This window comes from Campylobacter lari, from assembly GCF_004357905.1.
Taxonomy (GTDB): Bacteria; Campylobacterota; Campylobacteria; order Campylobacterales; family Campylobacteraceae; genus Campylobacter_D; species Campylobacter_D lari_D.
Map to the genome: position 1 here is coordinate 126061 of NZ_SMTT01000002.1, position 23224 is coordinate 149284.

General features: G+C 31.1%; 22 protein-coding genes. 15 read left to right on the forward strand and 7 right to left on the reverse strand.

Translation table 11 applies throughout. The features are described 5' to 3' along the window. The first annotated feature begins 45 nt into the window (after positions 1–45). Positions 46–693 (forward strand): outer membrane beta-barrel protein, encoded by a 648-nt coding sequence (locus E2O22_RS02515; protein ID WP_133319088.1) that lies wholly within the window; start codon positions 46–48, stop codon positions 691–693. A 9-nt stretch (positions 694–702) separates the two neighbouring features. Further along, positions 703–912 carry an alkylphosphonate utilization protein gene (locus E2O22_RS02520; protein ID WP_133319089.1) on the forward strand — a complete coding sequence of 70 codons (210 nt, stop codon included), beginning with the start codon at positions 703–705 and terminating at the stop codon, positions 910–912. A 14-nt stretch (positions 913–926) separates the two neighbouring features. On the opposite strand, the gene thyX is transcribed toward E2O22_RS02520, so the two are convergent. After that, positions 927–1559 carry an FAD-dependent thymidylate synthase gene (gene thyX, locus E2O22_RS02525; protein ID WP_039617054.1) on the reverse strand — a complete coding sequence of 211 codons (633 nt, stop codon included), beginning with the start codon at positions 1557–1559 and terminating at the stop codon, positions 927–929. Between the two features lie 100 nt (positions 1560–1659). On the opposite strand from thyX, the gene pyrG reads away from it, so the two are divergent. The 3 genes from pyrG (at position 1660) to E2O22_RS02540 (ending at position 5505) form a co-directional block, all read left to right on the forward strand. Beyond that, the gene (gene pyrG, locus E2O22_RS02530; RefSeq protein ID WP_133319090.1) at positions 1660–3297 is read left to right on the forward strand and encodes a CTP synthase; all 1638 of its coding nucleotides are present in this window, start codon (positions 1660–1662) and stop codon (positions 3295–3297) included. Continuing rightward, entirely contained in the window at positions 3287–4858 is a 1572-nt protein-coding gene (gene recJ, locus E2O22_RS02535; protein WP_133319091.1) for a single-stranded-DNA-specific exonuclease RecJ, read from the forward strand. The genes pyrG and recJ overlap by 11 nt, the downstream gene beginning before the upstream one ends. 68 nt (positions 4859–4926) lie before the next feature. Next, positions 4927–5505 (forward strand): lytic transglycosylase domain-containing protein, encoded by a 579-nt coding sequence (locus E2O22_RS02540; protein WP_133319092.1) that lies wholly within the window; start codon positions 4927–4929, stop codon positions 5503–5505. An 8-nt stretch (positions 5506–5513) separates the two neighbouring features. On the opposite strand, the gene prfA is transcribed toward E2O22_RS02540, so the two are convergent. From prfA to rsmA, 5 genes are all read right to left on the reverse strand, one after another. Further along, positions 5514–6581 (reverse strand): peptide chain release factor 1, encoded by a 1068-nt coding sequence (prfA, locus tag E2O22_RS02545; RefSeq protein WP_133319093.1) that lies wholly within the window; start codon positions 6579–6581, stop codon positions 5514–5516. Between the two features lie 3 nt (positions 6582–6584). Further along, positions 6585–6848, reverse strand: coding sequence for a 30S ribosomal protein S20 (rpsT, locus tag E2O22_RS02550; RefSeq protein ID WP_039617063.1), 264 nt, complete (start codon positions 6846–6848; stop codon positions 6585–6587). A gap of 89 nt (positions 6849–6937) precedes the next feature. Further along, positions 6938–7699, reverse strand: coding sequence for a pseudouridine synthase (locus tag E2O22_RS02555; protein WP_133319094.1), 762 nt, complete (start codon positions 7697–7699; stop codon positions 6938–6940). Positions 7700–7708: 9 nt separating this feature from the next. Further along, positions 7709–9667: a ribonuclease J gene (locus E2O22_RS02560; protein WP_133319095.1), complete on the reverse strand. Its 1959-nt coding sequence runs from the start codon at positions 9665–9667 to the stop codon at positions 7709–7711. Then, entirely contained in the window at positions 9627–10454 is an 828-nt protein-coding gene (gene rsmA / locus E2O22_RS02565; RefSeq protein WP_133319096.1) for a 16S rRNA (adenine(1518)-N(6)/adenine(1519)-N(6))-dimethyltransferase RsmA, read from the reverse strand. Before rsmA ends, E2O22_RS02560 begins: the two co-directional genes overlap by 41 nt. A 90-nt stretch (positions 10455–10544) precedes the next feature. Here rsmA and E2O22_RS02570 point away from each other — a divergent pair, with 90 nt between their 5' ends. The 4 genes from E2O22_RS02570 to E2O22_RS02580 are packed head-to-tail and all read left to right on the forward strand — an operon-like array spanning position 10545 to position 13264. Next, on the forward strand, positions 10545–11078 hold the full coding sequence (locus E2O22_RS02570; RefSeq protein ID WP_133319097.1) for a purine-nucleoside phosphorylase: 534 nt from the start codon (positions 10545–10547) through the stop codon (positions 11076–11078). Between the two features lie 8 nt (positions 11079–11086). Continuing rightward, on the forward strand, positions 11087–12157 hold the full coding sequence (gene rlmN / locus E2O22_RS02575) for a dual-specificity RNA methyltransferase RlmN (RefSeq protein WP_133319098.1): 1071 nt from the start codon (positions 11087–11089) through the stop codon (positions 12155–12157). Beyond that, on the forward strand, positions 12154–12264 hold the full coding sequence (locus E2O22_RS08035; protein ID WP_243705631.1) for a hypothetical protein: 111 nt from the start codon (positions 12154–12156) through the stop codon (positions 12262–12264). Before rlmN ends, E2O22_RS08035 begins: the two co-directional genes overlap by 4 nt. After that, positions 12254–13264 (forward strand): radical SAM family protein, encoded by a 1011-nt coding sequence (locus tag E2O22_RS02580; protein ID WP_133319099.1) that lies wholly within the window; start codon positions 12254–12256, stop codon positions 13262–13264. Before E2O22_RS08035 ends, E2O22_RS02580 begins: the two co-directional genes overlap by 11 nt. On the opposite strand, the gene E2O22_RS02585 is transcribed toward E2O22_RS02580, so the two are convergent. Beyond that, entirely contained in the window at positions 13261–14163 is a 903-nt protein-coding gene (locus tag E2O22_RS02585) for an RluA family pseudouridine synthase (protein WP_133319100.1), read from the reverse strand. The genes E2O22_RS02580 and E2O22_RS02585 overlap by 4 nt on opposite strands. A gap of 79 nt (positions 14164–14242) precedes the next feature. Between E2O22_RS02585 and purB the strand changes: the two genes are divergently transcribed. From purB to infC, 6 genes are all read left to right on the forward strand, one after another. After that, positions 14243–15571 carry an adenylosuccinate lyase gene (purB, locus tag E2O22_RS02590; protein ID WP_133319101.1) on the forward strand — a complete coding sequence of 443 codons (1329 nt, stop codon included), beginning with the start codon at positions 14243–14245 and terminating at the stop codon, positions 15569–15571. A gap of 17 nt (positions 15572–15588) precedes the next feature. After that, positions 15589–17964 carry a ribonucleoside-diphosphate reductase subunit alpha gene (locus E2O22_RS02595; protein WP_133319102.1) on the forward strand — a complete coding sequence of 792 codons (2376 nt, stop codon included), beginning with the start codon at positions 15589–15591 and terminating at the stop codon, positions 17962–17964. Positions 17965–17979: 15 nt separating this feature from the next. Then, positions 17980–19965, forward strand: coding sequence for an OPT family oligopeptide transporter (locus E2O22_RS02600; RefSeq protein ID WP_133319103.1), 1986 nt, complete (start codon positions 17980–17982; stop codon positions 19963–19965). Further along, positions 19962–20768: an undecaprenyl-diphosphate phosphatase gene (locus E2O22_RS02605; protein WP_133319104.1), complete on the forward strand. Its 807-nt coding sequence runs from the start codon at positions 19962–19964 to the stop codon at positions 20766–20768. Before E2O22_RS02600 ends, E2O22_RS02605 begins: the two co-directional genes overlap by 4 nt. A gap of 106 nt (positions 20769–20874) precedes the next feature. Next, a complete protein-coding gene (gene thrS, locus E2O22_RS02610; protein WP_133319105.1) occupies positions 20875–22686 on the forward strand; it encodes a threonine--tRNA ligase in 1812 nt (603 codons plus the stop codon). Further along, entirely contained in the window at positions 22683–23204 is a 522-nt protein-coding gene (gene infC / locus E2O22_RS02615) for a translation initiation factor IF-3 (RefSeq protein ID WP_133319106.1), read from the forward strand. Before thrS ends, infC begins: the two co-directional genes overlap by 4 nt. Positions 23205–23224 lie beyond the last annotated feature (20 nt).

A 23224-nucleotide genomic window follows, 5' to 3' on the forward strand; every position in this document is an offset into this window, starting at 1 on the left:
TTAAAAATAAAAGGATATATTAAGTCTTATTTTAAGGAGGAAAATATGAAATTAAAATTATTTAGTTTAGTTGCAAGTGCTGCTTTGGTTTCAAATTTAGCTTTAGCTGATGAAAATTCAGGAATATTATTAGGTATTGATGCTGGTTGGTTTCATACTAAGGTAAAATCTGATCTTGATCATAGAAAAACACAAAACATTAAATATAATGGTGATTTAGAAGGTAATGTTCCTGTTTTTGGTTTAAGAGTTGGTTATCGTTTTAGTGAAAATCATAGAATTTATGGTGCTTATAATTATTCAAGCGAATTTAGTGATGTAATCAATACCACAAGATTAAAAATTGATGGAGAATTTACTACACATAAGTTTTTGCTTGGTTATGATTTTACTCCAAAAATCTTTGAAAAAACAAGAGCTGTTTTAGGTGTATATGGTGGCTATGCAAGAACGGATATTACTTTAAAAACAAGCTTTTTATCATTATCTCAAGATTTTGATGGTTATACTTATGGAGCAAAAATCGGTGCTTTATATGAGTTAAATCAAGCAAATGAAATTGAGTTTGGTTTTAAAGCCGAGCAAACTCATTATAATACAAGAAATTTTTATCAAAATATGGTAGGTTCAAACTTTTACGATCCTAAACAAACAAATTATGGTTTATATCTAGGATATACTTATAAATTCTAAGGAGAATATATGCCAAAAGATGCAAATGGAACTGAGCTTAATACAGGTGATAGTGTAAGTGTTGTGAAAGATTTAAAGGTAAAAGGTGCAAGCACTACTTTAAAGCGCGGAACAACTATAAAAAATATTAAGCTTACAAACAAAGACACTGAAATTGAAGCTAAAGTAGATAAATTTGGTGTGATTGTTTTGAAAACTGAATTTCTTAAAAAAATATAAGTAAAAATTCCCAATTAATCTTGGGAATTTTCTTCTTGATAAACACAATGTTTAAAAATAAATTGATGTTCCTCAGGCAAGTTTTCAAATAAAGCATTTGCGAGTTGTCTTATCTCCCAAAGGGCTGATTTTGAGCTTCTTAGAGTGATAAAATTTTGCAAACTTCTTGCATTAATTGTTAAAGTTAATTCTGTTTTATAACTTTCTGGTAAGCAGTATTTTGCTATATCTAAACTAATGCTATTTTGCAAAATCAAACGCAGATTTTCTAAAGCTTTGATACTTGCATTATCTACTACTTCATTTCCGGTTAATACTAAGTATCTTTTAGCATTTTCAAAGTCATTTTCTTTAAATTCGCTTTCATTTCTTAGTTCTTTTAAAGTATATCTTGTGCTTTTTACACTAGGACTAGTGTGGCGGTGTCTTGCAACTTCTTGTAAGCATGCTCTTGAAATACCTTGTATATAAAAAGTATAGTTTAAATGCTCTAAGGTTGAAGCATGTTTGAATTTATTTCCCACTCGATCGATTAATTCTTTGTCTTTCTCACCACCACAATCACCTTTGTCAAAACTTTGCCAACATGTTCTTGTTGCATGAGAGCATACAGAAAGTGGAGTATGATTTAATAATGTGATTTTCATCGAAAATTTCCTTCAAAAATAATTGAATTTTACACAAATGTTTATAAAAATAAAATTTTTTATTCGTTATAATTTCAAAAAAAGAAATTAAGGTTATTTTATGAAATTAAAACAAACTAAATATATTTTTGTAACCGGTGGTGTTTTAAGCTCATTAGGAAAAGGTATAGCAGCAGCATCTATTGCTACTATTTTAAAAAATTCAGGTTTAAAAGTAAGTATTTTAAAAGCAGATCCTTATATTAATGTAGATCCTGGTACGATGAGTCCTTTGGAGCATGGGGAAGTTTTTGTAACTGAAGATGGAGCTGAGACAGATTTAGACTTAGGACATTATGAGAGATTTTTAAATGAGAATTTAACTCAAGATAATAACTTTACCACAGGAAGAGTTTATCAAAGTGTTATAGAAAAAGAAAGAAGAGGAGATTACTTAGGAAAAACTATACAAGTAATCCCTCATATAGTTGATGAGATAAAAGATCGCATTAAAAAGGCCGGAGTTGATAAAGATATTTTAATTGTTGAAATAGGTGGTACGGTAGGAGATATAGAAGGCTTACCATTTTTAGAAGCTATTAGAGCTTTAAAACTTGAAGTGGGTAAATATAATGCTATTAATATTCACTTGACTTTAGTGCCATTTATCAAAGCAGCAGGAGAACTTAAAACAAAACCAACTCAACATAGTGTGGGAGAATTACGCCGTATAGGTATAAGCCCTGATATGATCATTTGCAGAAGTGAAAAATCTTTAGATAGAGAGTTAAAAGACAAAATCGCAATTTCATGCGGAGTTGAAAAAAACTGCGTTATAGAAAGTGTGGATGCAGCTAGTATTTATCAAATTCCACTAAATTTTTTAAAACAAGATATTTTAAATTCTATTGCAAGTTTATTAGATCTTCAAAATTTAAAGCCAAATATGAACGAATGGGATTCTTTAGTAAAAAGAGTCATCGCTCCAAGTAATGAACTTAGCATCGCTTTTGTAGGAAAATATGTAGATTTAAAAGAAAGCTATAAAAGCTTAACAGAGGCCATTATCCATGCAGGTGCAGCACTTGATGCAAGAGTAAATTTAAAATGGATCGATAGTGAAAAATTAGAAAATGCAAATGTCGAAGAAAGCTTTAAAGATGTAAATGGGATTTTAGTAGCAGGTGGTTTTGGCTACCGTGGAGTAGAAGGAAAAATCAAAGCCATACAATATGCAAGAGAAAATAAAATTCCATTTTTAGGAATTTGTTTGGGTATGCAGCTTTCTTTAGTGGAATTTGCACGCAATGTTTTAAAACTAGAAGATGCAAATTCTCATGAATTCAATCCAAATTGTAAAAATCCTATCATCTTTTTGATTGATGAATTTATTGACGCAAGTGGAGAAAAGCAAATTAGAACAAGTAAAACTCCACTTGGTGGAACTATGCGTCTTGGAGCTTATGAGTGTCATATCAAGCCAAATACACTTTTAAGTAAGGTTTATAATAATCAAAAAAGCGTAAAAGAACGCCACCGCCACCGCTATGAAGCTAATCCAAAATACAAAGAAATGTTTGAAAAAAATGGGCTTATTATAAGCGGGGAAAATGAAGGTTTAGTTGAGGCTGTAGAGCTTAAAGATCATCCATTTTTCTTAGCAGTGCAGTTTCACCCTGAATTTACTTCACGCTTAGTTAGGGTTAATCCGGCTATTTTTTCTTTTATCAAGGCATCTTTAACAAATCATGCTAAATAAAGCCAAAATAAAAGAAATTTTACACCAGCGTTTTATCAATGATACACATGTAAAGCTTTGTGATTTACCTATGCCATCTTGTTTAAAAGATGTCTATAAGGGTGCTTTACGTATTAAAGAAGCGATTGAAAAAAATCAAAAGCTTGCTATTGTTGGAGATTATGATGTAGATGGGGTGATTTCTTGTGTGATTTTATCTGAATTTTTTGATGATATCGGATATGACTATGTGGTAAAAATTCCAAATCGTTTTAAAGATGGATATGGTCTAAATGAAGAAATCATCAATGAACTTAATGGGATAGATTTAATCATCACTGTAGATAATGGTATAGCAGCTTTTGATGCAGCAGAGCTTTGTTTACAAAAAGGAATTGATTTAATCATTACCGATCATCATATGCCTCCAGCTACTTTACCAAAAGCTTATGCGATCATTAATCCTAAACAACAAGATTGTGAATTTCCTGATATTGAAATTTGTGGTGCTCAAGTGGCTTGGTATTTAGTTGCTGCTATAAAAGAAGTATGTAAAATTAATTATAATATGTGTAAATTTATAGAGCTTTTATCTATCGCAATTATCGCAGATATGATGGAGCTTAGAGATTTAAATAGAGCCTTAGTTAGAAAAGGCATAGAGTGTATTAATGATTCAAAACGAGTTGCATTTAAAGCTATCAAACAGTATTTTGGTAAGGATAAATTTGAGCTTGATAATATTAGTTTTTTAATTGCACCTTTGATTAATAGTGCAGGTAGAATGGATGATGCGATTATTTCTTATAAATTTTTGCATTCTAAAAATATTAATGAGGTTATGGGTTATTTAGAACAAATCATTACTTATAATAATAGCCGTAAAGATGAAGAGCGCGAGCTTTTTAAACAATGTTTAGAACAAGTTGATGAAAATGATCCTGTGATTATTGTCAATGGCCAAAATTGGCATGAGGGTGTTTTGGGTATAGTTGCAAGTCGTTTAGCAAAGCATTTTAACAAGCCTGCCTTTGTTTTTTCAGAATGTGAGCAAAAGGCTAAAGCTAGCGTTAGAAGCGTGGGTAGGATAGATATTTTAAATGTTATAGAACAAGCTAAAGAATTTGTTTTAAGCTATGGTGGACATAAAGGTGCAGCTGGAGTTTTAGTCGAGCTTGAAAAATTTGGTATTTTTAAAAATAAGCTTTATGAAATTTGTCAAAATATCCCTAAAGATGATTTTTACAATACTGATGAGGTTTTAGGTAGTATTGATCCAAATGAAGTTGATTTTGAACTTTTAGAGATATTGGAATTTTTTGAACCTTTTGGGCATAAAAACCCAAGGCCATATTTTAAATTTGATAAGCTTTTTGTAAAAAACAAAAAAAGACTTGGTAAAGATGAAAATCATATAAAACTTATTTTAACACAAGGAAATAAGACTTTAGAAGCTTTATTTTTTAATTTTGACTATGAGCCAGAAATTGGTGAAAATATTGATTTTATAGCTAGTATTTCTAAAAATAATTTTAGAGGATTAATCACCCCTCAACTTACTATAAAAGAAATTCTTAGATAATTTATTAACTTATTTGCATAATTTTTATTTATAAATTTGCTATAGCATAAGTACTATAAAGGAGTAAAATGTTAAAAAGGATTTTATTATTAGCAATATTTTTTAATTTTACTTTTGCTTTTGATACAAAAATTTTTATAGGTGATATTTATATACCTGAAAATTTTTATAAATATGATAAAGATTTTAAAATCGCGGCTAGAAAGTATAATATACCCATGGCATTACTTAAAGCCATAGCTTTGACAGAGAATGCAGCTTATGAACATAATATCATTGGTAGAAATAAAAATCAAACAAGAGATTATGGTTTAATGCAAATTAATAGCATTCATTTAAAGCGTTATGGTGTTAGCGAAAAAGAGATTGTAAAAGTTAGTGCAAATATAGACATAGCAGCAAGATTACTTTATGAAATTATACAACGATACGGGTTTAATTGGAATGCTATTGGAAGATATCATTCAGCAAATGATAAATATAAAAATATTTGGCTTGATAAAGTAATGAAAAATTTAGTTGCTATAGTTTTAAAAGATAGTAAAGATCTTTTTGTAATGGAAAAATTTAGAGCTTTTAAATTAGTTTCGCTTTTGATAAATGTTGATAAAGAACAATATAGAATTTTATTAGCAAGCAATAATTAAAACAAGAATTATAAATTTTCTTGTTTTAAAGCCTCTGCTTGATAATAAGCGATTAATGGCTCGATGATTTCATCAAAAAGTCCACCTTCTAAAATCGCATCAAGTCTATATAAAGTAAGATTTATTCTATGATCACTAATTCTATTTTGAGGGAAATTATAAGTGCGTATGCGTTCGCTTCTATCGCCACTTCCAACTTGTGATTTTCTTGCTTGGCTTTCTTTAGCTAAGCGTTCTTGTTCTTGCATTTCAAAAAGTCTTGCCTTTAAGACTTTCATGGCACTTTCTTTGTTTTTATGTTGGCTTTTACCATCTTGATTTACTACAACTATACCTGTTGGAATGTGAGTGATTCTTACAGCACTATCTGTGGTATTTACGCTTTGACCACCATGACCGCTACTACGCATTACATCGATTTTTAAATCATTTGGATTGATTTGAATTTCAACATCATCAACTTCAGGCATAATAGCCACTGTAATAGCTGAAGTATGAACTCTACCTTGAGATTCTGTTTCAGGTACTCTTTGAACCCTATGCGTGCCACCTTCGTATTTTAGCCTTGAATAAGCTCCATTTCCTTTGATAAGAATGATGATTTCTTTAAATCCACCTACGCTACCTTCACTTGAGCTGACTATTTCGTATTTATAATCACGATTTTCAGCATAGCGTATATAAGCTTTTACTAAATCCCCAACAAATAAAGAAGCTTCATCGCCACCTGTACCTGCACGAATTTCTAAAAAGATATTCTTATCATCGTTTGGATCTTTAGGTAATAAGAGAATTTTTAATTTTTCTTCAAGTTGTGGCTTTAAAACTTCGAGATTTTTAAGTTCTTCTTTTGCAAGTTCACCTAGTTCAGGATCAGATAAAAGAAGTTTATTTTCTTCTATATCATCTAAGGTTTTGAGATATTCTTTTGCTTTTTCTACTATGGGTTCTAAATTTTTTTGCTCTTTAGATAGAGCTGTCATTTTAGAAATATCATTAGAGATATTAACATCACTAAGAAGAGTATTTAACTCATCAAAGCGTGCTAAAAAAGGTTTGAGTTTATCAGCTAACATTAATTATGCTAATTTGTTTACCAATAATGCTAATCTGCTAACACGGCGTGATGCAGTTTGTTTTTTCAAAAATCCGCGACTTACCATAGCGTGAATGCTTTTATTAGCTACTTTTAATGCATTTTGTGCAGCTTCTTTATCGTTATTTGCCGCTGCTTCGCGAACCGCTTTTGTAATGTTTTTTAATCTTGTTCTATAAAATCTATTTCTTTCAGTTCTTTTGATAGTTTGTCTTGCTCTTTTTTCAGCAGATTTATGGTTTGCCATAATTTTCCTTTTTTATATAAATTAAATTGCTAATTATACAAAATTAAAATTAAATTTTAATTAATTTAAGTATTTTTAAAGTATTAATTTTAATACCTAATATCATTTATTTTTAAAAAATCGCGCAGTTTTTCATACTCGCCATTTTCCAAATAACGATATTTGCCAGCTTTTAACATACCAAGATCTAATGCTCCAAATGCCACTCTTTTAAGATCCATCACTTCTAAATCAAAATGTCCAAAAAAGCGTCTTAGCTCCCTATTTTTACCTTCATTAATGATTACTTTTAGTTTCGTATAGCCTCCGCTTGAACCAAAAATTTCAAAGCCTAAAAATGGAGCAAAACTCATTGAGGTTATTTTAGTTTTGGCGTGAGCCCCTTTTTTTTCATTTTGAATTTCTAAGCCATTTTGCATAGCTTCGATGACATTTTTATCTATATTACCTTTTACTTTTAAGTAATATTCTCTTTCTAAATCACTATGCATAAGTGCATCTGCTATTACAGGTGAATCAGTTAGTAAAAGTAATCCCTCACTTGCAAAGTCAAGCCTTCCTACGCTAAGCCAAGTGCTAAACTGTTTTGGTAAAGTATGATAGATGGTTTTTCTACCTCTATCATCTTTTTTGCTAACTATTTCACCTTTTTGTTTATGATAAATGATGACTGAAAATTGTGTTTTTTTATGGAGTTTTTTACCATTGATAAAAACTTTATCTTCAGTATTTACACTATCACTGAGCAAGGCTGTTTTTTTATTGATTTTTACTAAGCCTTGCTTGATTAGCTCATCAGCTTCACGGCGAGAATATTTGCTATTGTGTGAGATGAATTTATTAATTCTCATAATTTTACTTTACATCACAAAAATAGTTGGTACTATGGTTGGATATTTTTTGATTTTTCTAAAAATATGCTTTCTTAGTACTTGTCTAATTTGAGCTTCTAAAACTTTTGGATTATCTAAAATTTCATCTTTTACATTTGGGAAAAATTGACTTAAAACATCACTCATTTCTTTTGAGAATGCTCCATCTTGTTTATCAGCTACCAAGCCATAACTAAATACTCTTGGTTTATTAATTAGTGTTTTACTTGCTTTATCAAGCCGGGCGATGATGACAACTATACCGCTATCTGCTAGTTTTTGTCTATCAATTACCACATCATCTGCGATTTGTTTGTTGATTTGATTATCCACAAAGACTTTTCCTGTTTTAACTGTTTTTACACGTTTGATGTATTTTTGACAAAGCTCTACTTGATCCCCATCACTCATTAAGTAGATGTTTCTTTCAGGTATACCACATTTTAGAGCAGTTTCTTTATGTTTATTGATATGATTATACTCTCCATGCACTGGTAAGAAAAATTTAGGTTTTACTAAAGTTAGCATGAGTTTTTGTTCTTCTATACTAGCATGTCCGCTTACATGAATTTCACTAAATTCTTGATAAGCTACTTTAGCTCCTGCTTTTAAAAGAAAATCAAGTACAGCAGAAACATTTGCTTCATTACCTGGTATTGCTTTAGCTGAAATGATAACTTGATCGCTAGGTTTGATTTTGATAAATTTATGCTCATCAGTTGCCATTCTATATAAAGCACTCATAGTCTCGCCTTGACTTCCTGTAGTGACAATTAGTACTTCGTTGTCTTTGTATTTGCTTACTTCATCAGCGTCAATGAAAATTTTTCTATCAAGCTTGATATAGCCAAGTTCCATAGTAGTATAGAGATTTCTTTCCATAGAACGCCCTATAACGCACACTTTTCTGCCATATTTTAAACCATAACTAATAGCTTGATATACACGGTGGATATTAGAGCTAAAGGTGCTCATGATTACCCTGCCTTTAGTTTTGGCAAAAATTTGATCAAAAGTAGGTCCTACAGAGCTTTCGCTTTTTGTATAGCCTTCTTTATATGAGTTTGTACTATCACTTAAAAGACAAAGCACACCTTCTTCGCCATATTGAGCTAAACGACTTAAATCCGTTGGATAACCATCAATTGGTGTTTGATCTATTTTAAAATCGCCAGTGTGTATGATGGTTCCTGCTTTAGTTTTAATAGCCAAAGCACAAGCATCGATGATAGAGTGGGTTATGTGAATCCATTCTAAATTAAACTCGCCTATTTCATAAATTTGTCTTTTTGTTATAGGTCTAAACCATTTACGCTCAGCCTTTAAACCATGTTCTTCAAATTTATTTGAAATCATACCTAGTGCTAAAGGTGTTGCGTAGATAGGAAATTGAAATTCTTTGAAAAAATACGGTACAGCACCGATATGATCTTCATGAGCATGAGTGATGATGATAGCGCGAATTTTGTTTTTAATCTTTCTTACATAGTCAAAATCAGGTATGATAATATCTACTCCATGCATGGTTCCATCTGGAAAACTCATACCTATATCAATGATAATCGCATCATTATTAGTTTCAAAAACAGTGATATTTCCACCGATTTCTCCAAGCCCACCCAAAGGCGTAATACGAATTTTATGTTCGCTTGAGTTGTTGTGTTTTAAAGGGTGAAGTCTTAGCTCGTGCATGATTTTATTAGCTTCTATGCTTTTAGCAAGTTCTATTTGCCATTCTTCATTACCACTTAATTTAGAAGGTAAATTTCTATTTTTTTTCTTTTTCTTTTTTTCTTCGCTAACTTCAGTTTGAGTATTTTCTACTTTTGTTTCGTTTTTAATTTCACTATTTTGCTCTTGATTTTGTGAATCTTTTTTTCTTTTGTTTCTAAATTTATTAAATCTTTTAGTTTTGTTTTGCTCTTGAGTTTTGTTTTCTTCGCTCATAGTCATCCTTTAAATGGTCATAAATTTTAAGGTATGAATCAACGCTAATTTCATGAGCTCTTGAGGTAGAAGAGATATCTAGTGCTTCAAATGCTTTTAGAATTTTTTCTTTTTTATTTTTAAAATTAGATAAGAGTTGTTTTCTAGGATTTTGAAAACAAGCTCTAAGAAATTCTTTAAAAGCTTCTATATTTTCACATTTTTGCTGATAATGAGTAGTTTTTATTAACTTCATTACAGCTGAAGTAACTTTTGGTGGAGGATTAAAGCTTTGTGGTTGTATATCAAAAAGCATTTGTCTTTGACATATCAATGCACAAAGTACCCCTAAAGCCGAAAAATTACTTTCTTTTTCATTTGCACAAAATTTCTGTGCTACTTCTTTTTGCACCATTACTATAAGCCCAAGGCAATTTTGATCTTCTAGGGCTTTTAAAATCAAATTTGTAGCAATATAATATGGTAAATTTGCTACTAAAAAGTACTCTTTATCGCTTAAACTTCCTTGATCAAAAGCATCGCTTGCATTTTGATGAATAAGCTCAAAATTTCCACCTTCAATCTCATTTTGAAATTTTTTATTTAAAATAGGAATCAAATCTTTATCAATCTCATAAGCTCTAATATGAGCTTGTGGAATTTTCAAAAGTTCTTGCGTTAAATCACCTAAGCCAGGCCCAATCTCAACTATATTTTTAGTATCTTTGGGTATGGCTTGGATGATTTTATCTACCACGCTTTTATCACATAAAAAATTTTGCCCAAAATGTTTTTTTGCTTTTATCATAAATTTATTTTATCTAAAAAATATTAATTATAGCATTATTTTAAGCGCTAATTAGATAAAATTTGAATTATTTTTTATAAAGGTTAATTTTTGAAAAATCTTATAGTGTGTGCAGGAGGAAATGAGGATTTTAAATTTGCACAAAGTATAGGTGTAGGCTTAGTTAATTCTGCTTTTTCTCTAGGTAAAATTTTAAGTCAAGTAAAAGTAGATAGAGTGATTTTTATAGGTACATGTGGAATTTACCAAGAAGGAAAAATTTTAGACATTTATGAAAGTTCTAATGCTGCAAATTTAGAATACGCAGATTTATTTGATAGTTTTTATACACCTATAGCAAATGAGATTAGATTAAATGTTTCACATGAAACTATGATTAATTCTTCAAATTATATTTGCAAAGATGAAAATATTGCCCAAGAATTTTTTAAAAAAGGCGTACATATAGAAAATATGGAAGCATACGCTGTGCTTTCTTGTGCAAAAATGCAAGGAATAGAAGGAATTTGTTATTTATGTGCTACAAATTTTTGTAATGAATTTGCACATGAAGATTTTTTAAAAAATCATCAAGAAGCAAAAGAATTATTAAAAGATTTTTTATTAGATAAGAAACTTATATAGGAAAAAAATTGAGTGAATTAAAAAATATATTAGATTTTACTAAAGAAGAATTAGAAAATTTAGTCCAACCAAAATTTAGAGCAAAGCAAATTTTTGAATGGTTATATAAAAAATATGCAGACGATTTTTTACAAATGTCATCTTTACCAAAAGACTTTAGAGTGTATTTACAAGAAAATTTTCATTTTTCACCTTTAAAATGTGTGAAAGATGAAAAAAGCAAAGATGGTAGTATTAAATATCTTTTTGAGCTTTTAGATGGTAAAAAAATAGAAGCTGTTTTGCTACCTATGAAAGAAGAGCTTGTAGATGAAAATGGAAAAATCATCAAACATGCAAGATATACTATTTGTGTTTCCTCTCAAGTGGGGTGTAAAAGTGGGTGCAGTTTTTGTCTGACTGCTAAAGGCGGTTTGAAAAGAAATTTGACTGCAGGAGAAATAGTAGGACAAATTTTATGGATTAAAAAACATAATAACATACCTTATGAAAGAAGGGTTAATATAGTCTATATGGGTATGGGAGAGCCTTTGGATAATCTTAAAAATGTTTCTAAGGTAGTTAAAATTTTAGCTGATAATGATGCTTTAGCGATAAGCCCTAGAAGACAAACTATAAGTACAAGTGGTTTAGCAAAGCAAATTAAAGAGCTTGGAGAAATGAATTTAGGTGTGCTTTTGGCTATTTCGCTCCATGCTGTAAATGATGAGCTTAGAAGTGAATTAATGCCTATTAATAAAGCTTATAATATAGCAAGCATTATGGAAGCGGTGAGAAATTTTCCTATAGATCAGCGTAAAAGAGTAATGTTTGAATACCTTTTAATCGATGGTATAAATGATAAAATAGAACATGCAAAAGAACTAGTCAAGCTCTTAAATGGTATAAAAGCCAAAGTGAATTTAATACTTTTTAATCCACACGAAGGAAGTTTATATAAAAGACCAAGTGTTGAAAATGCGGTTAAATTCCAAGATTATTTAAGTGCCAAAGGTGTTACTTGTACGATAAGAGAAAGCAAGGGACTTGATATTTCAGCTGCATGCGGACAGCTTAAAGAAAGGCAGAGTAAACAATGACTTTTTTAGATATAGCACAGCTTATTTTTATAAGCATAGTGGTGATCATAGGATTTGGTGGAATTATTTATGTATTAAAGAATGAAGGGAAAAACAATGGTAGATAAAAAACAATTATTAGAAAATCAATTATTTCAAAATAGATATATAAAACCAAATATTTCTTGGTATTTTTCGTATTTAAATGGTAAAAGAGGAATTGCTAGAATTTTTAAAGTTCCTTATGCTGCTTTGATGAAAAAATTTTATTTGAAAAAATACTTTGAAAAGAGGGTTTTAGAAGGTAAGGTGGATATTCCTTATTTAGAATTAGTTTTAACTACAAGATGTACTTTGCGTTGTGAATCATGTAACAATTTAATGCAGTATTTTTCACCATCAAATCAATATACCTGTACTTTAGAGGGTATTATAGAATCATTAGATCTACTTTTATCTAAAGTAGATTCTATCGCAAGGGTTAGAATTATAGGTGGAGAGCCTTTGTTGTTTAAAGATTTACCACAATTGATTGATTATTTAGATACTCAAAAGAAAATACTAACTTTTGATATTTTAACTAATGCAACAATAGACTTTAAAGAAGATTTGATTTTGAGATTTAAAAAATCAAAAAAAGCAAGAAAAATAAGTATTTCAGATTATAGAAAATCACCAAATTTAAAAATACCTTTAAAACAAGAGAGTATTTTGAGTAAGCTTAAGAAAAATAATATAGCGTTTTCTTATAATACAATAGATTATTGGTATGATATAGATAAAATTTACAAGCGCGGTAGAAGCAAAGAAGATATAATTAAAAATTATTATAATTGTCAAATGTCATGTGTAAGTTTGATGACATCTGAGGGCTTAGAAAATAAACAATTAGCACCTAAAGGAGCTGTTTTTGTTTGTCCTATATCAAGTTCTTTATCGCGTTTAAAAGGACTTGAAGAATTTAATGGCGATTTTTTAAATTTAGAGGATTCTAAAGAAAGATTTTTTGAATTTTATTCTCAAGATTTTTATAAATCTTGTGATTATTGTAGAGATTTTAGTCAGCCTATCAAAAAAATTCCAATTGCAATCCAAACTGATAAGGTTTTAAAATTAGAAAAAGATTAAGGTAGATTTTTCAAAAATTCACCTTTTATATCTTTTTGAGATTGTATCAAAAATTTTTGATTTTTATATGTAAATTCTAAGCTAAAAGAGTGTAAAAGCAGTCTTTTAGCACCTGTAATTTGAGCTCTTTTTATATTACTCATTTTTCCATCAAGTATTTGCTCTATTTGTGTTTTTTCTAAACCATATAAAGGTTCACCTAAAATTTTATGTTTCACATGAAACAAATGTAGTCTTATTTGGTGTTGTCTGCCTGTTAGAGGTTTAGCTAAAACTAAACTGGTATCTAAATTTTCAAAATATTCTAAAGTATAAAATTGCGTTAAAGCTTCTTTACCATTTTCACAAATATGCATTCTAGTTTTTACTGCATCGTAGTCTTTAGCTAAATCCATGCTTTTATCTACTATAAATTCTTTTTTAGTTTTTCCTTTTACTAGAACAAGATAGCTTTTTTGCACTAATCTTTTTTCAAACATGGTTTTTAACTCAATTTGTGCATTTTTATGTTTAGCTATGAGCAAAAGCCCGCTTGTTTCTTTATCTAATCTATGAGCCACGCAAGCTTTTTCACCCCATAAATGCCAAATTTCATCACAAAGACTATAAGTACAATTGCGTCCATTAGGATGAGTTAGCACCCCGCTTGGTTTTTCTACTACAGCAAAATCTTCATTTTCATAAACTATTTCTAATCCTTTGGGATTATTTTCATATATGATTAATTCTACTAGACCATCTAAAAATTTGTTTTTTTCTTCTACCAAATTTCCATCACAAAATAGTCTTTTTTTATCAATGAGTTTTTGTGCTTCACGCATAGAAATTTTTAACTCATCCATAAGTAGTCTAAATGCCTTTTTTCCATTATTTGCTAGTTTCTTTTTTATATATGCCATTTAATAACTTTCTTAGGTAATTTATAATAAAATTCAAGCTATTTTTTCATAAAAAATTATATAAAAAAAGGTCTTGAAAATGGTTGAAAGATATAGCAGAGAAATCATGGCTAAAAAATGGGACATGCAAGCAAAATATGAGGCGTGGTTAAAAGTGGAATTAGCTGCTGTGAAAGCGTGGAATAAACTTGGTCTTATTAAAGACGATGATTGTGAAAAAATTATAAAAAATGCAAAATTTGATATAGCAAGAATAGATGAGATAGAAAAAACTACCAAACATGATGTTATCGCTTTTTTAACTAGTGTAAGTGAAAGTTTGGGTGAGGAAAGTCGTTTTGTGCATTATGCGATGACAAGTTCAGATTGTATTGATACTGCAGTTGCTTTGCAGATTAAAGATAGTTTAGAATTAATCTTGCAAGATTTAGATCAAGTTTTAGCAGCGATTAAAACAAGAGCATATGAGCATAAAAATACCTTAATGGTAGGAAGAAGCCATGGAATTCATGGAGAGCCTATAACTTTTGGTTTGGTTTTGGCTATTTGGTATGATTCGCTAGTTCATGCAAAAGATTTAATCATTCATGCAAAAGAAGTGATTAGCTATGGAAAAATCAGCGGTGCTATGGGAAATTTTGCTCATGCTCCGCTTGAATTTGAAGAAGAAGTTTGTAAAAACTTAGATCTTAAGCCAGCACCAGTTTCAAACCAAGTTATACAAAGAGATCGCTACGCACAGGTTATCTCGGCTTTAGCTATTTTAGCTTCAAGTTGTGAGCAAATTGCTGTTGCTATCCGCCATTTTCAAAGAACAGAAGTATATGAAGCTGAAGAATATTTTTCTCAAGGACAAAAAGGAAGTTCAGCTATGCCTCATAAAAGAAATCCTGTTTTGAGTGAAAATATTACCGGTCTTTGCAGGATGATAAGAGCTTATGTAACACCTGCTTTAGAAAATGTAGCCCTATGGCATGAAAGAGATATATCACATTCTAGCGTTGAAAGATTTGTATTACCTGATGCTTTTATCACGACTGATTTTATGCTTTCAAGATTATGCGGTGTGATAGAAAAGCTTTTGGTATATCCAGAAAATATGATGAAAAATTTAAATTTAACTGGAGGACTTGTATTCTCTCAAAGAGTATTGCTTGAGCTTCCATTTAAAGGTATAAGCAGAGAAGAAGCTTATAAGATAGTTCAAAGAAATGCTATGAAAGTTTGGGCTGATTTACAAAATGGTAAGTCTGCTTTAAATGAAAAAGGCGAGAGTTTGTTTTTATTAGCTTTATTAGCTGATGAGGATTTGAAAAAATCTTTAAGTGAAGCAGATATTAGAAATTGTTTTGATTATAACTACTATACAAAAAATGTAGATAAAATTTTTGCAAGAACTTTTAAATAATAAACTAGGGGTTGTGAGTGAAAGTATTAAAAAGAAATGGAAGAACTGAAGAGTTAGATGTTTCTAAAATTAAAAAATATACCACTGATGCGGTGGCAAATTTAGAAAATGTTAGCCAAAGTGAGCTTGAAGTAGATGCAAAAATTCAATTTCGTGATGGCATAACAACAGAAGAAATCCAACAAACTCTTATAAAAACAGCAGTGGATAAAATAGATATTGATAGACCTAATTGGACCTTTGTTGCTGCAAGATTGTTTTTATATGATTTATATAAAAAAGTAAGTGGTTATAATGGATATAAACATTTAAGAGAATATCTTGAAAAAGGTGAAAAAGAAGGCAGGATTTTAATCGGTTTAAAAGAAAAATATGATTTAGATGATCTTAATGCTTATATCAAGCCAGAACGTGATTTGCAATTTACTTATCTTGGTATAAAAACTTTATATGATAGATATTTGATTAAAGATTCTAAGGGTATACCTATAGAATTACCACAACAAATGTTTATGGCTATTGCGATGTTTTTAGCACAAAATGAGCTAGATTCTCAAACTTGGGCTAAGAAATTTTATGATTTGATCTCAACTTTTGAAGTAATGCTTGCAACCCCAACCCTTTCAAATGCAAGAACTACAAGACACCAATTAAGCTCATGTTATATAGGAAGTACGCCTGATAATATAGAAGGAATTTTTGATTCTTATCAAGAAATGGCACTTTTATCTAAATTTGGTGGCGGTATAGGCTGGGATTGGTCTAAGGTGCGTGCTATGGGTGGAAGCATAGATGGGCATAAAAATGCAGCAGGCGGGATCATACCATTTTTAAAAATCACTAACGATATAGCCGTTGCTGTTGACCAACTTGGTACTAGAAAAGGGGCGATTGCAGTTTATATTGAACCTTGGCATATGGATATTAACGACTTTTTAGATTTGCGTAAAAACTCAGGTGAAGAAAGAAGAAGAGCACATGAACTTTTCCCTGCTTTGTGGATCAATGATTTATTCATGAAAAGAGTAAGAGCAAATGATAAATGGACGCTTTTTGATCCTGCTGATACGGCAAGTTTATGCGATTTATACGGTGAAGAATTTGAGAAAAAATACGAAGAATTTGAAAAAGATGAAAGCATAGCTAAAGAAATTATAGATGCAAAAGAGCTTTGGAAAAAAATACTTTTATCTTATTTTGAAACAGGTATGCCATTTTTATGTTTTAAAGATAGTGCAAACAAAACAAATCCAAATTCTCACGCAGGGATTATAAGAAGTTCAAATTTATGTACAGAAATTTTTCAAAATACAGATCCAAATTATTATCAAATCAAAATCGTATTTGATGATAAAACAGAGCTTCATTTAGATGAGGATGAAGAGCTTGCAATAGATGGAGGATATAAAAAGCTTGCTAAGAAAGTTTCTACTTTAGATAGTATCAATGGTAAAAAAGTCTATATAGTAGAAAAATACAAAAACGAAGGAAAAACCGCAGTTTGTAATCTTGCAAGTATAAATTTAAGTAAAATCAATACTAGAGAAGACATTCAAAGAGTAGTACCAACAGCCATAAGAATGCTTGATAATGTGATTGATTTAAATTTTTATCCTCATGTAAAGGTTAAAAATACCAATCTAAAATCACGCGCTATAGGGCTTGGCGTAATGGGTGAAGCGCAAATGCTAGCTGAAGCTCAAATTTATTGGGGTTCTAATGAGCATTTTGAAAAAATTGACCATATTATGGAGATGATTAGCTATGAGGCTATTTTAGCTAGCTCAAATTTAGCTTTAGAAAAAGGAAGTTATCCTGACTTTGAAGGATCAAACTGGAGTAAAGGTATAGTGCCAATTGATGTAGCAAACGAAAATGCTAAAAAACTTACCGCAAGTGAAGGTTTGTTTGATCAAAGCGAGTGTGATTGGGAAAAATTAAGAGAAAAACTAAAAAGAGATGGTATAAGAAATGGTTATTTAATGGCTATAGCACCAACTTCTTCTATTTCTATTTTAGTGGGTACTACTCAAACAATTGAGCCTGTATATAAAAGAAAATGGTTTGAGCAAAACTTAAGCGGTATGATACCAACTGTGGTGCCAAATCTAAGTGCTAATACTTGGCAGTATTACACTCCTGCTTATGAGCTTGATCAAAAAATCTTAGTAAAAGCAGCAGCGATTCGTGGTAAATGGATTGATCAAGGTCAATCATTAAATATCTTTGTTTCTTTAGATAAAGCAAGCGGTGGATATTTAAATGAAATTTATCAACTTGCTTGGGAATTAGGTGTTAAATCAACTTACTATCTAAGAAGTGAAAGTCCTGATAGTCAAAAAGTAAATGATGATGTGGTTGATAGAACTATAGAATGTGAAGGTTGTCAATAAAAATGGAGAAGCAAAATGCATACAAAAAACTCACTACCGGAGCTTACGCTTAGGGGTATAATACTAGGAAGTATTTTAACGATTATTTTTACCGCCTCAAATGTATATTTGGGGCTCAAAGTTGGTCTTACTTTTTCTACTTCTATTCCTGCTGTTGTGATCGCGATGGCTGTTTTAAAAATCTTTAAAGACTCTAATATTTTAGAAAATAACATGGTTCAAACTCAAGTTTCAGCTGCAGGTACGCTTTCGGCTGTGATTTTTGTTATACCAGGTCTTTTTATGTGTGGATATTGGTTTGAATTTCCACTTTGGCTTACTTTTATGCTCTGTCTTTGTGGGGGTGGATTGGGCGTGCTTTTTACTATACCTTTGCGTAGAGCTATGGTAGTAGAGAGCAAATTAGCTTATCCTGAAGGAAGAGCTGCTGCTGAAATTTTAAAAGTGGCCAATAAAGATCAAGCTGATAAAAAAGGAAAAGTAGGCTTAAAAGAAATCACACTTGGCGTGGCTTTTGCTTCTGTGATAAGTCTTTTTTCAAGCGGTTTTAAACTACTTTCAAGTGGAAGCAGTTTTGCATTCATTTGGCAAAAAATGACTTTTGGTTTTTCTATGGGTTATTCAGTGGCACTTTTGGGTGCTGGATACTTAGTAGGTATAGCCGGAGGTGTTGCATTGCTTGCGGGTATGGTGCTTGCTTGGATGGTTTTTGTGCCATATTTTTCTGCTAAAGAAAGTTTTGATGTGAGTTTAAGTGCGCTTGATATAGCTAATCAAATTTGGGCTCAAAAAGTACGCTTAATAGGTACAGGAGCTATTGCTATAGCAGCATTATGGACTTTAATAGAGCTTGCAAAGCCTGTATATGATGGCATGAAAAATATGCTTAAAAAAACCTCATTAAACCTCTCACAAGATCCTAAAGATATGGATTTATCTTTAAAAGCTATGCTAGGTTTATTTGTACTTATGTGTATAGGTTTGTTTATTTCATTTTATGCTTTTGTGGCTGATTCAAATTTAGCAAGTGGTTATCAAATTCTTTTTGCTTTAATGGGAACTTTAGTAGCTATTTTTATAGGCTTTTTTGTAGCTTCTGCTTGTGGATATATGGCAGGTTTGGTGGGTTCATCATCTTCTCCTATTTCTGGTATAGGACTTATTGGGATTATGATTTCTTCTTTGATTATTTTACTTTTGGGTTATCAAGTAGATTTATTTAGCGATCCTTTAATGTCTAAATTTGCTATTGCTTTTGCTATATTTACTACTAGTGTTATTTTGGCAACTGCTGCTATTTCTAATGATAATTTACAAGATTTAAAAACTGGCTATTTAGTGGGTGCAACTCCTTGGAAACAACAAATTTCTTTGATTATAGGTTGTGTATTTGGAGCTTTAGCTATTGCTCCTGTTTTAAATTTATTATACCAAGCTTATGGTTTTGTGGGTGCAATGCCAAGAGAAGGAATGGATGAGGCAAATGCGCTTGCTGCACCACAAGCAAATTTGATGAGTACTATAGCACAAGGCATTTTTAATGCTAATATCGATTGGAGTTATATTATAGCGGGAGCTTTTGTGGGCGTTGGTATAATCATCGTCGATCGTTTATTAAGAAAGAAAAATATGTCTTTACCACCTTTAGCCGTGGGTATAGGTATATATTTACCACCTGCTGTTAATATGCCTTTATTTGTAGGCGGATTATTAGCGTATTTAATCAAAAAGCGTTTGGAGCAAAGATATGCTAAAAATGCTCATAAAAAAGAACTTATTCAAGAGCATGAGCAAAAAGGAACCTTATTTGCCTCTGGTTTGATAGTGGGTGAGAGTTTATTTGGAGTATTAATAGCTGGTTTAACTGTGCTTTCTATTAGTAGAGGTGGAGCTGAAGATCCACTTGCTATTGCAACTTCATTTAAAGACGATGGGATTATAGGTTTTGTAGTGTTTGTAGCGATCATGCTAATTTTTGCAAGAAGAGTACTTAAAAAATGAATTTAGATTATTATTATGCTTTGATTTTAGGAATTATCGAGGGTTTGACAGAATTTTTACCTGTTTCATCTACAGGACATATGATTTTAGGTGCCGAAATTTTGGGTTTAAATATAGATGATTTTTGGAGAAGTTTTTTCATCATCATTCAGCTTGGTTCTATACTAGCGGTGATTTTTATTTTCAAAGAAAAACTAACTCAAAAACTTGATATTTGGTTAAAACTTGCTGTGGGCTTTTTGCCTGCAGGTGGGGTTGGTTTTATAGCATATAAGTTTTTAAAAGAGATATTTAATGGCTATACCGTGGCTACTATGTTAATCATTGGTGGGATTATTTTTATCATTATAGAACTTAAACATAGAAAAAAAGATTACACAATCCACTCTTTAGATGAGGTAAGTTATAAACAAGCTTTTTTGATAGGTTTAACTCAAGCTCTTGCTATCATACCAGGTACTTCAAGAAGTGGAGCAAGTATCATAGGTGGCTTATTGCTTGGGCTTGATCGCAAAGTGGCTTCTGAATTTTCATTTTTACTTGCAATTCCTACCATGATTATAGCAACAGCTTATAGCATTTATAAAGAACCACAGGTTCTAAGCAATATGAATAATTTCATTCCTTTAGCCATAGGTTTTATAACAGCTTTTGTAGTGGCTTTTATAGTAATAAAAATATTTTTAAAATTAATCAGCAAGATAAACTTTATACCTTTTGGAATTTATAGGATAATTTTAGGTTTTGTATTTTTATACCTTTTTATGAGTGGTGCTTTAGATATATCAAGAACGGGTGTTTGAAATATAAAAATATCCTTTATTTAAAAAAAGTTTAAGTTTTTCATAGCTAAAATTAGTCTTATATTTTAATTTAAGCTCACAAGGTTAGTGAGTGTTAAGGGTAGAAATGACAAAAGATATAATTGCATATGCAAATAATGAAACTTTGGTAGATACTCAAAGTTTTAACAATGACACAAATTTAACTCCGATTTATTTTGATAACTCTAAAGAAAGTTTAGAAGTTATCCGCCACTCTTGTGCGCATTTAATGGCTCAAGCGATTAAAAGTTTATATCCAGAGGCTAAATTTTTCGTAGGGCCTGTGATAGAAGATGGGTTTTATTATGATTTTAGAGTTGATAGTAAGATTTCAGAAGAAGACTTAAGCAAAATCGAAAAGAAAATGAAAGAACTAGCTGAAGCAAAGCTAGACATCACAAAATACGAACTCTCAAAGATTGAGGTTAAAGAAAAATTTGCTAATGATGATTTAAAACAAGAAGTTTTACTAAGAATTCCTGACGGAAAAATAAGTATTTATAAGCAAGGCGAATTTGAAGATTTATGCCGTGGACCTCATGTACCAAACACTAGATATTTAAGATTTTTCAAGCTTACTCGTGTAGCGGGAGCGTATTTGGGTGGTGATGAAAAAAGAGAAATGCTCACAAGAATTTATGGTACTGCTTTTGCAGATAAAGAAAGTTTAAATGAATACTTAAAAATCATTGAAGAAGCTAAAAAAAGAGATCATAGAAAACTTGGTAATGAAATGAAGCTTTTTGCCTTTGATGATGAAATAGGCGGTGGGCTTCCTATATGGCTTAGCAATGGTGCAAAATTAAGAAGTAAATTAGAGCATTTGCTATATAAAGCACATAGATTAAGAGGCTATGAGCCTGTGCGTGGGCCTGAGCTTTTAAAAGCTGATGCATGGAAAATTAGTGGGCATTATGCAAACTATAAAGAAAATATGTATTTTACGCAAATTGATGAGCAAGAATATGGCATTAAGCCGATGAATTGTGTAGGACATATTAAAATTTATCAAAGTGATGTTAGAAGCTATCGTGATTTACCTTTGAAATTTTTTGAATATGGCGTGGTACACCGCCATGAAAAAAGTGGAGTTTTGCACGGGCTTTTTAGGGTAAGAGAATTCACTCAAGATGATGCGCATATTTTTTGTATGCCAAGTCAGATAAAAGAACAAGTTTTAGAAATTTTAAGTTTTGTTGATACTTTGATGAAGGCTTTTGAGTTTGATTATGAAATGGAAATTTCAACGCGCCCAGCAAAAGCAATAGGCGATGATGAAATTTGGGATATAGCTACAAAGGCTTTAAAAGAAGCTTTAGATGAGCAAGGTTTAAAATATGGCATTGATGAGGGTGGTGGAGCTTTCTATGGTCCAAAAATCGATATTAAAATCACTGATGCGCTAAAAAGAAAATGGCAGTGTGGAACTATACAAGTAGATTTTAACTTACCAAGCCGTTTTAAACTCGAATACACAGACGCAGATAATGAGAAAAAACAACCTGTAATGCTTCACCGTGCTATTTTGGGTTCTTTTGAAAGATTTATAGGAATTTTAGTAGAGCATTGTGCGGGTGAGTTGCCATTTTTCATAGCGCCAACTCAAGTAGCTATAGTACCTATTTCGCAAAATCATCATGATTATGCAAAAGAAATAGCAAGAAAACTTTTAGAACTTGGCATTGATAGTGAAGTGTATAATAAAAATGAAAGCTTAAATAAAAAAATCCGCACAGCCGAAAAAGCACATGTGCCTATGATACTTGTTTTAGGCGATGAAGAAGTAGCAAACAAAAGTGTGGCTTTAAGAGATAGAAGAGCAAAAGAACAAAAAACAATGACTTTAGATGAATTTATAACCCTAACAAAGGAGAAATTAAGTGAGGTACGCTTTTGAGTAAAGAAAAAGAAGTATTGCTAAATGAAGAAATTCAAGCAGATGAGATCAGATGTATAGGTGATGATGGCAAGGTTTATGGCATTATTAGTAGTGATGAAGCACTAGATATAGCAAATAGACTAGGGCTTGATTTGGTGATGATAGCCCCTGAAGCCAAACCACCTGTATGTAAGATAATGGATTATGGAAAATTCCGTTATCAACAAGAAAATAAACAAAAAGAAGCAAAGAAAAAACAAAAAGTTATTGATATAAAAGAAATCAAACTTTCTGTGAAAATCGCTCAAAATGACATTAATTATAAAGTCAAACATGCAAGCGAGTTTTTAGAGCAAGGCAAGCATGTGAAATTTAGAGTGTTTTTAAAAGGTCGTGAGATGGGCTCTCCTGAAGCAGGGGTAGCTTTGCTTGAAAAAATTTGGCAAATGGTTGAAGATATAGCAGATAGAGACAAAGAGCCTTTACTCGAAGGACGCTATGTAAATATGCTAGTAACTCCTAAAAAGAAAAAATAATCACAAGCCTTTTTAAGGCT

Excerpts from the sequence above, each read along its gene's own strand:
- E2O22_RS02580 (WP_133319099.1), top strand. The coding sequence starts at position 12,254 with ATGGTAGATAAAAAACAATTATTAGAAAATCAATTATTTCAAAATAGA.
- E2O22_RS02520 (WP_133319089.1), top strand. The coding sequence starts at position 703 with ATGCCAAAAGATGCAAATGGAACTGAGCTTAATACAGGTGATAGTGTA.
- E2O22_RS02605 (WP_133319104.1), top strand. The coding sequence starts at position 19,962 with ATGAATTTAGATTATTATTATGCTTTGATTTTAGGAATTATCGAGGGT.
- E2O22_RS02600 (WP_133319103.1), top strand. The coding sequence starts at position 17,980 with ATGCATACAAAAAACTCACTACCGGAGCTTACGCTTAGGGGTATAATA.
- rsmA (WP_133319096.1), bottom strand. The coding sequence starts at position 10,454 with ATGATAAAAGCAAAAAAACATTTTGGGCAAAATTTTTTATGTGATAAA.
- E2O22_RS02540 (WP_133319092.1), top strand. The coding sequence starts at position 4,927 with ATGTTAAAAAGGATTTTATTATTAGCAATATTTTTTAATTTTACTTTT.
- thyX (WP_039617054.1), bottom strand. The coding sequence starts at position 1,559 with ATGAAAATCACATTATTAAATCATACTCCACTTTCTGTATGCTCTCAT.
- prfA (WP_133319093.1), bottom strand. The coding sequence starts at position 6,581 with ATGTTAGCTGATAAACTCAAACCTTTTTTAGCACGCTTTGATGAGTTA.
- E2O22_RS02585 (WP_133319100.1), bottom strand. The coding sequence starts at position 14,163 with ATGGCATATATAAAAAAGAAACTAGCAAATAATGGAAAAAAGGCATTT.
- recJ (WP_133319091.1), top strand. The coding sequence starts at position 3,287 with ATGCTAAATAAAGCCAAAATAAAAGAAATTTTACACCAGCGTTTTATC.
- thrS (WP_133319105.1), top strand. The coding sequence starts at position 20,875 with ATGACAAAAGATATAATTGCATATGCAAATAATGAAACTTTGGTAGAT.
- E2O22_RS08035 (WP_243705631.1), top strand. The coding sequence starts at position 12,154 with ATGACTTTTTTAGATATAGCACAGCTTATTTTTATAAGCATAGTGGTG.
- E2O22_RS02515 (WP_133319088.1), top strand. The coding sequence starts at position 46 with ATGAAATTAAAATTATTTAGTTTAGTTGCAAGTGCTGCTTTGGTTTCA.
- E2O22_RS02560 (WP_133319095.1), bottom strand. The coding sequence starts at position 9,667 with ATGAGCGAAGAAAACAAAACTCAAGAGCAAAACAAAACTAAAAGATTT.
- pyrG (WP_133319090.1), top strand. The coding sequence starts at position 1,660 with ATGAAATTAAAACAAACTAAATATATTTTTGTAACCGGTGGTGTTTTA.
- rpsT (WP_039617063.1), bottom strand. The coding sequence starts at position 6,848 with ATGGCAAACCATAAATCTGCTGAAAAAAGAGCAAGACAAACTATCAAA.
- E2O22_RS02555 (WP_133319094.1), bottom strand. The coding sequence starts at position 7,699 with ATGAGAATTAATAAATTCATCTCACACAATAGCAAATATTCTCGCCGT.
- purB (WP_133319101.1), top strand. The coding sequence starts at position 14,243 with ATGGTTGAAAGATATAGCAGAGAAATCATGGCTAAAAAATGGGACATG.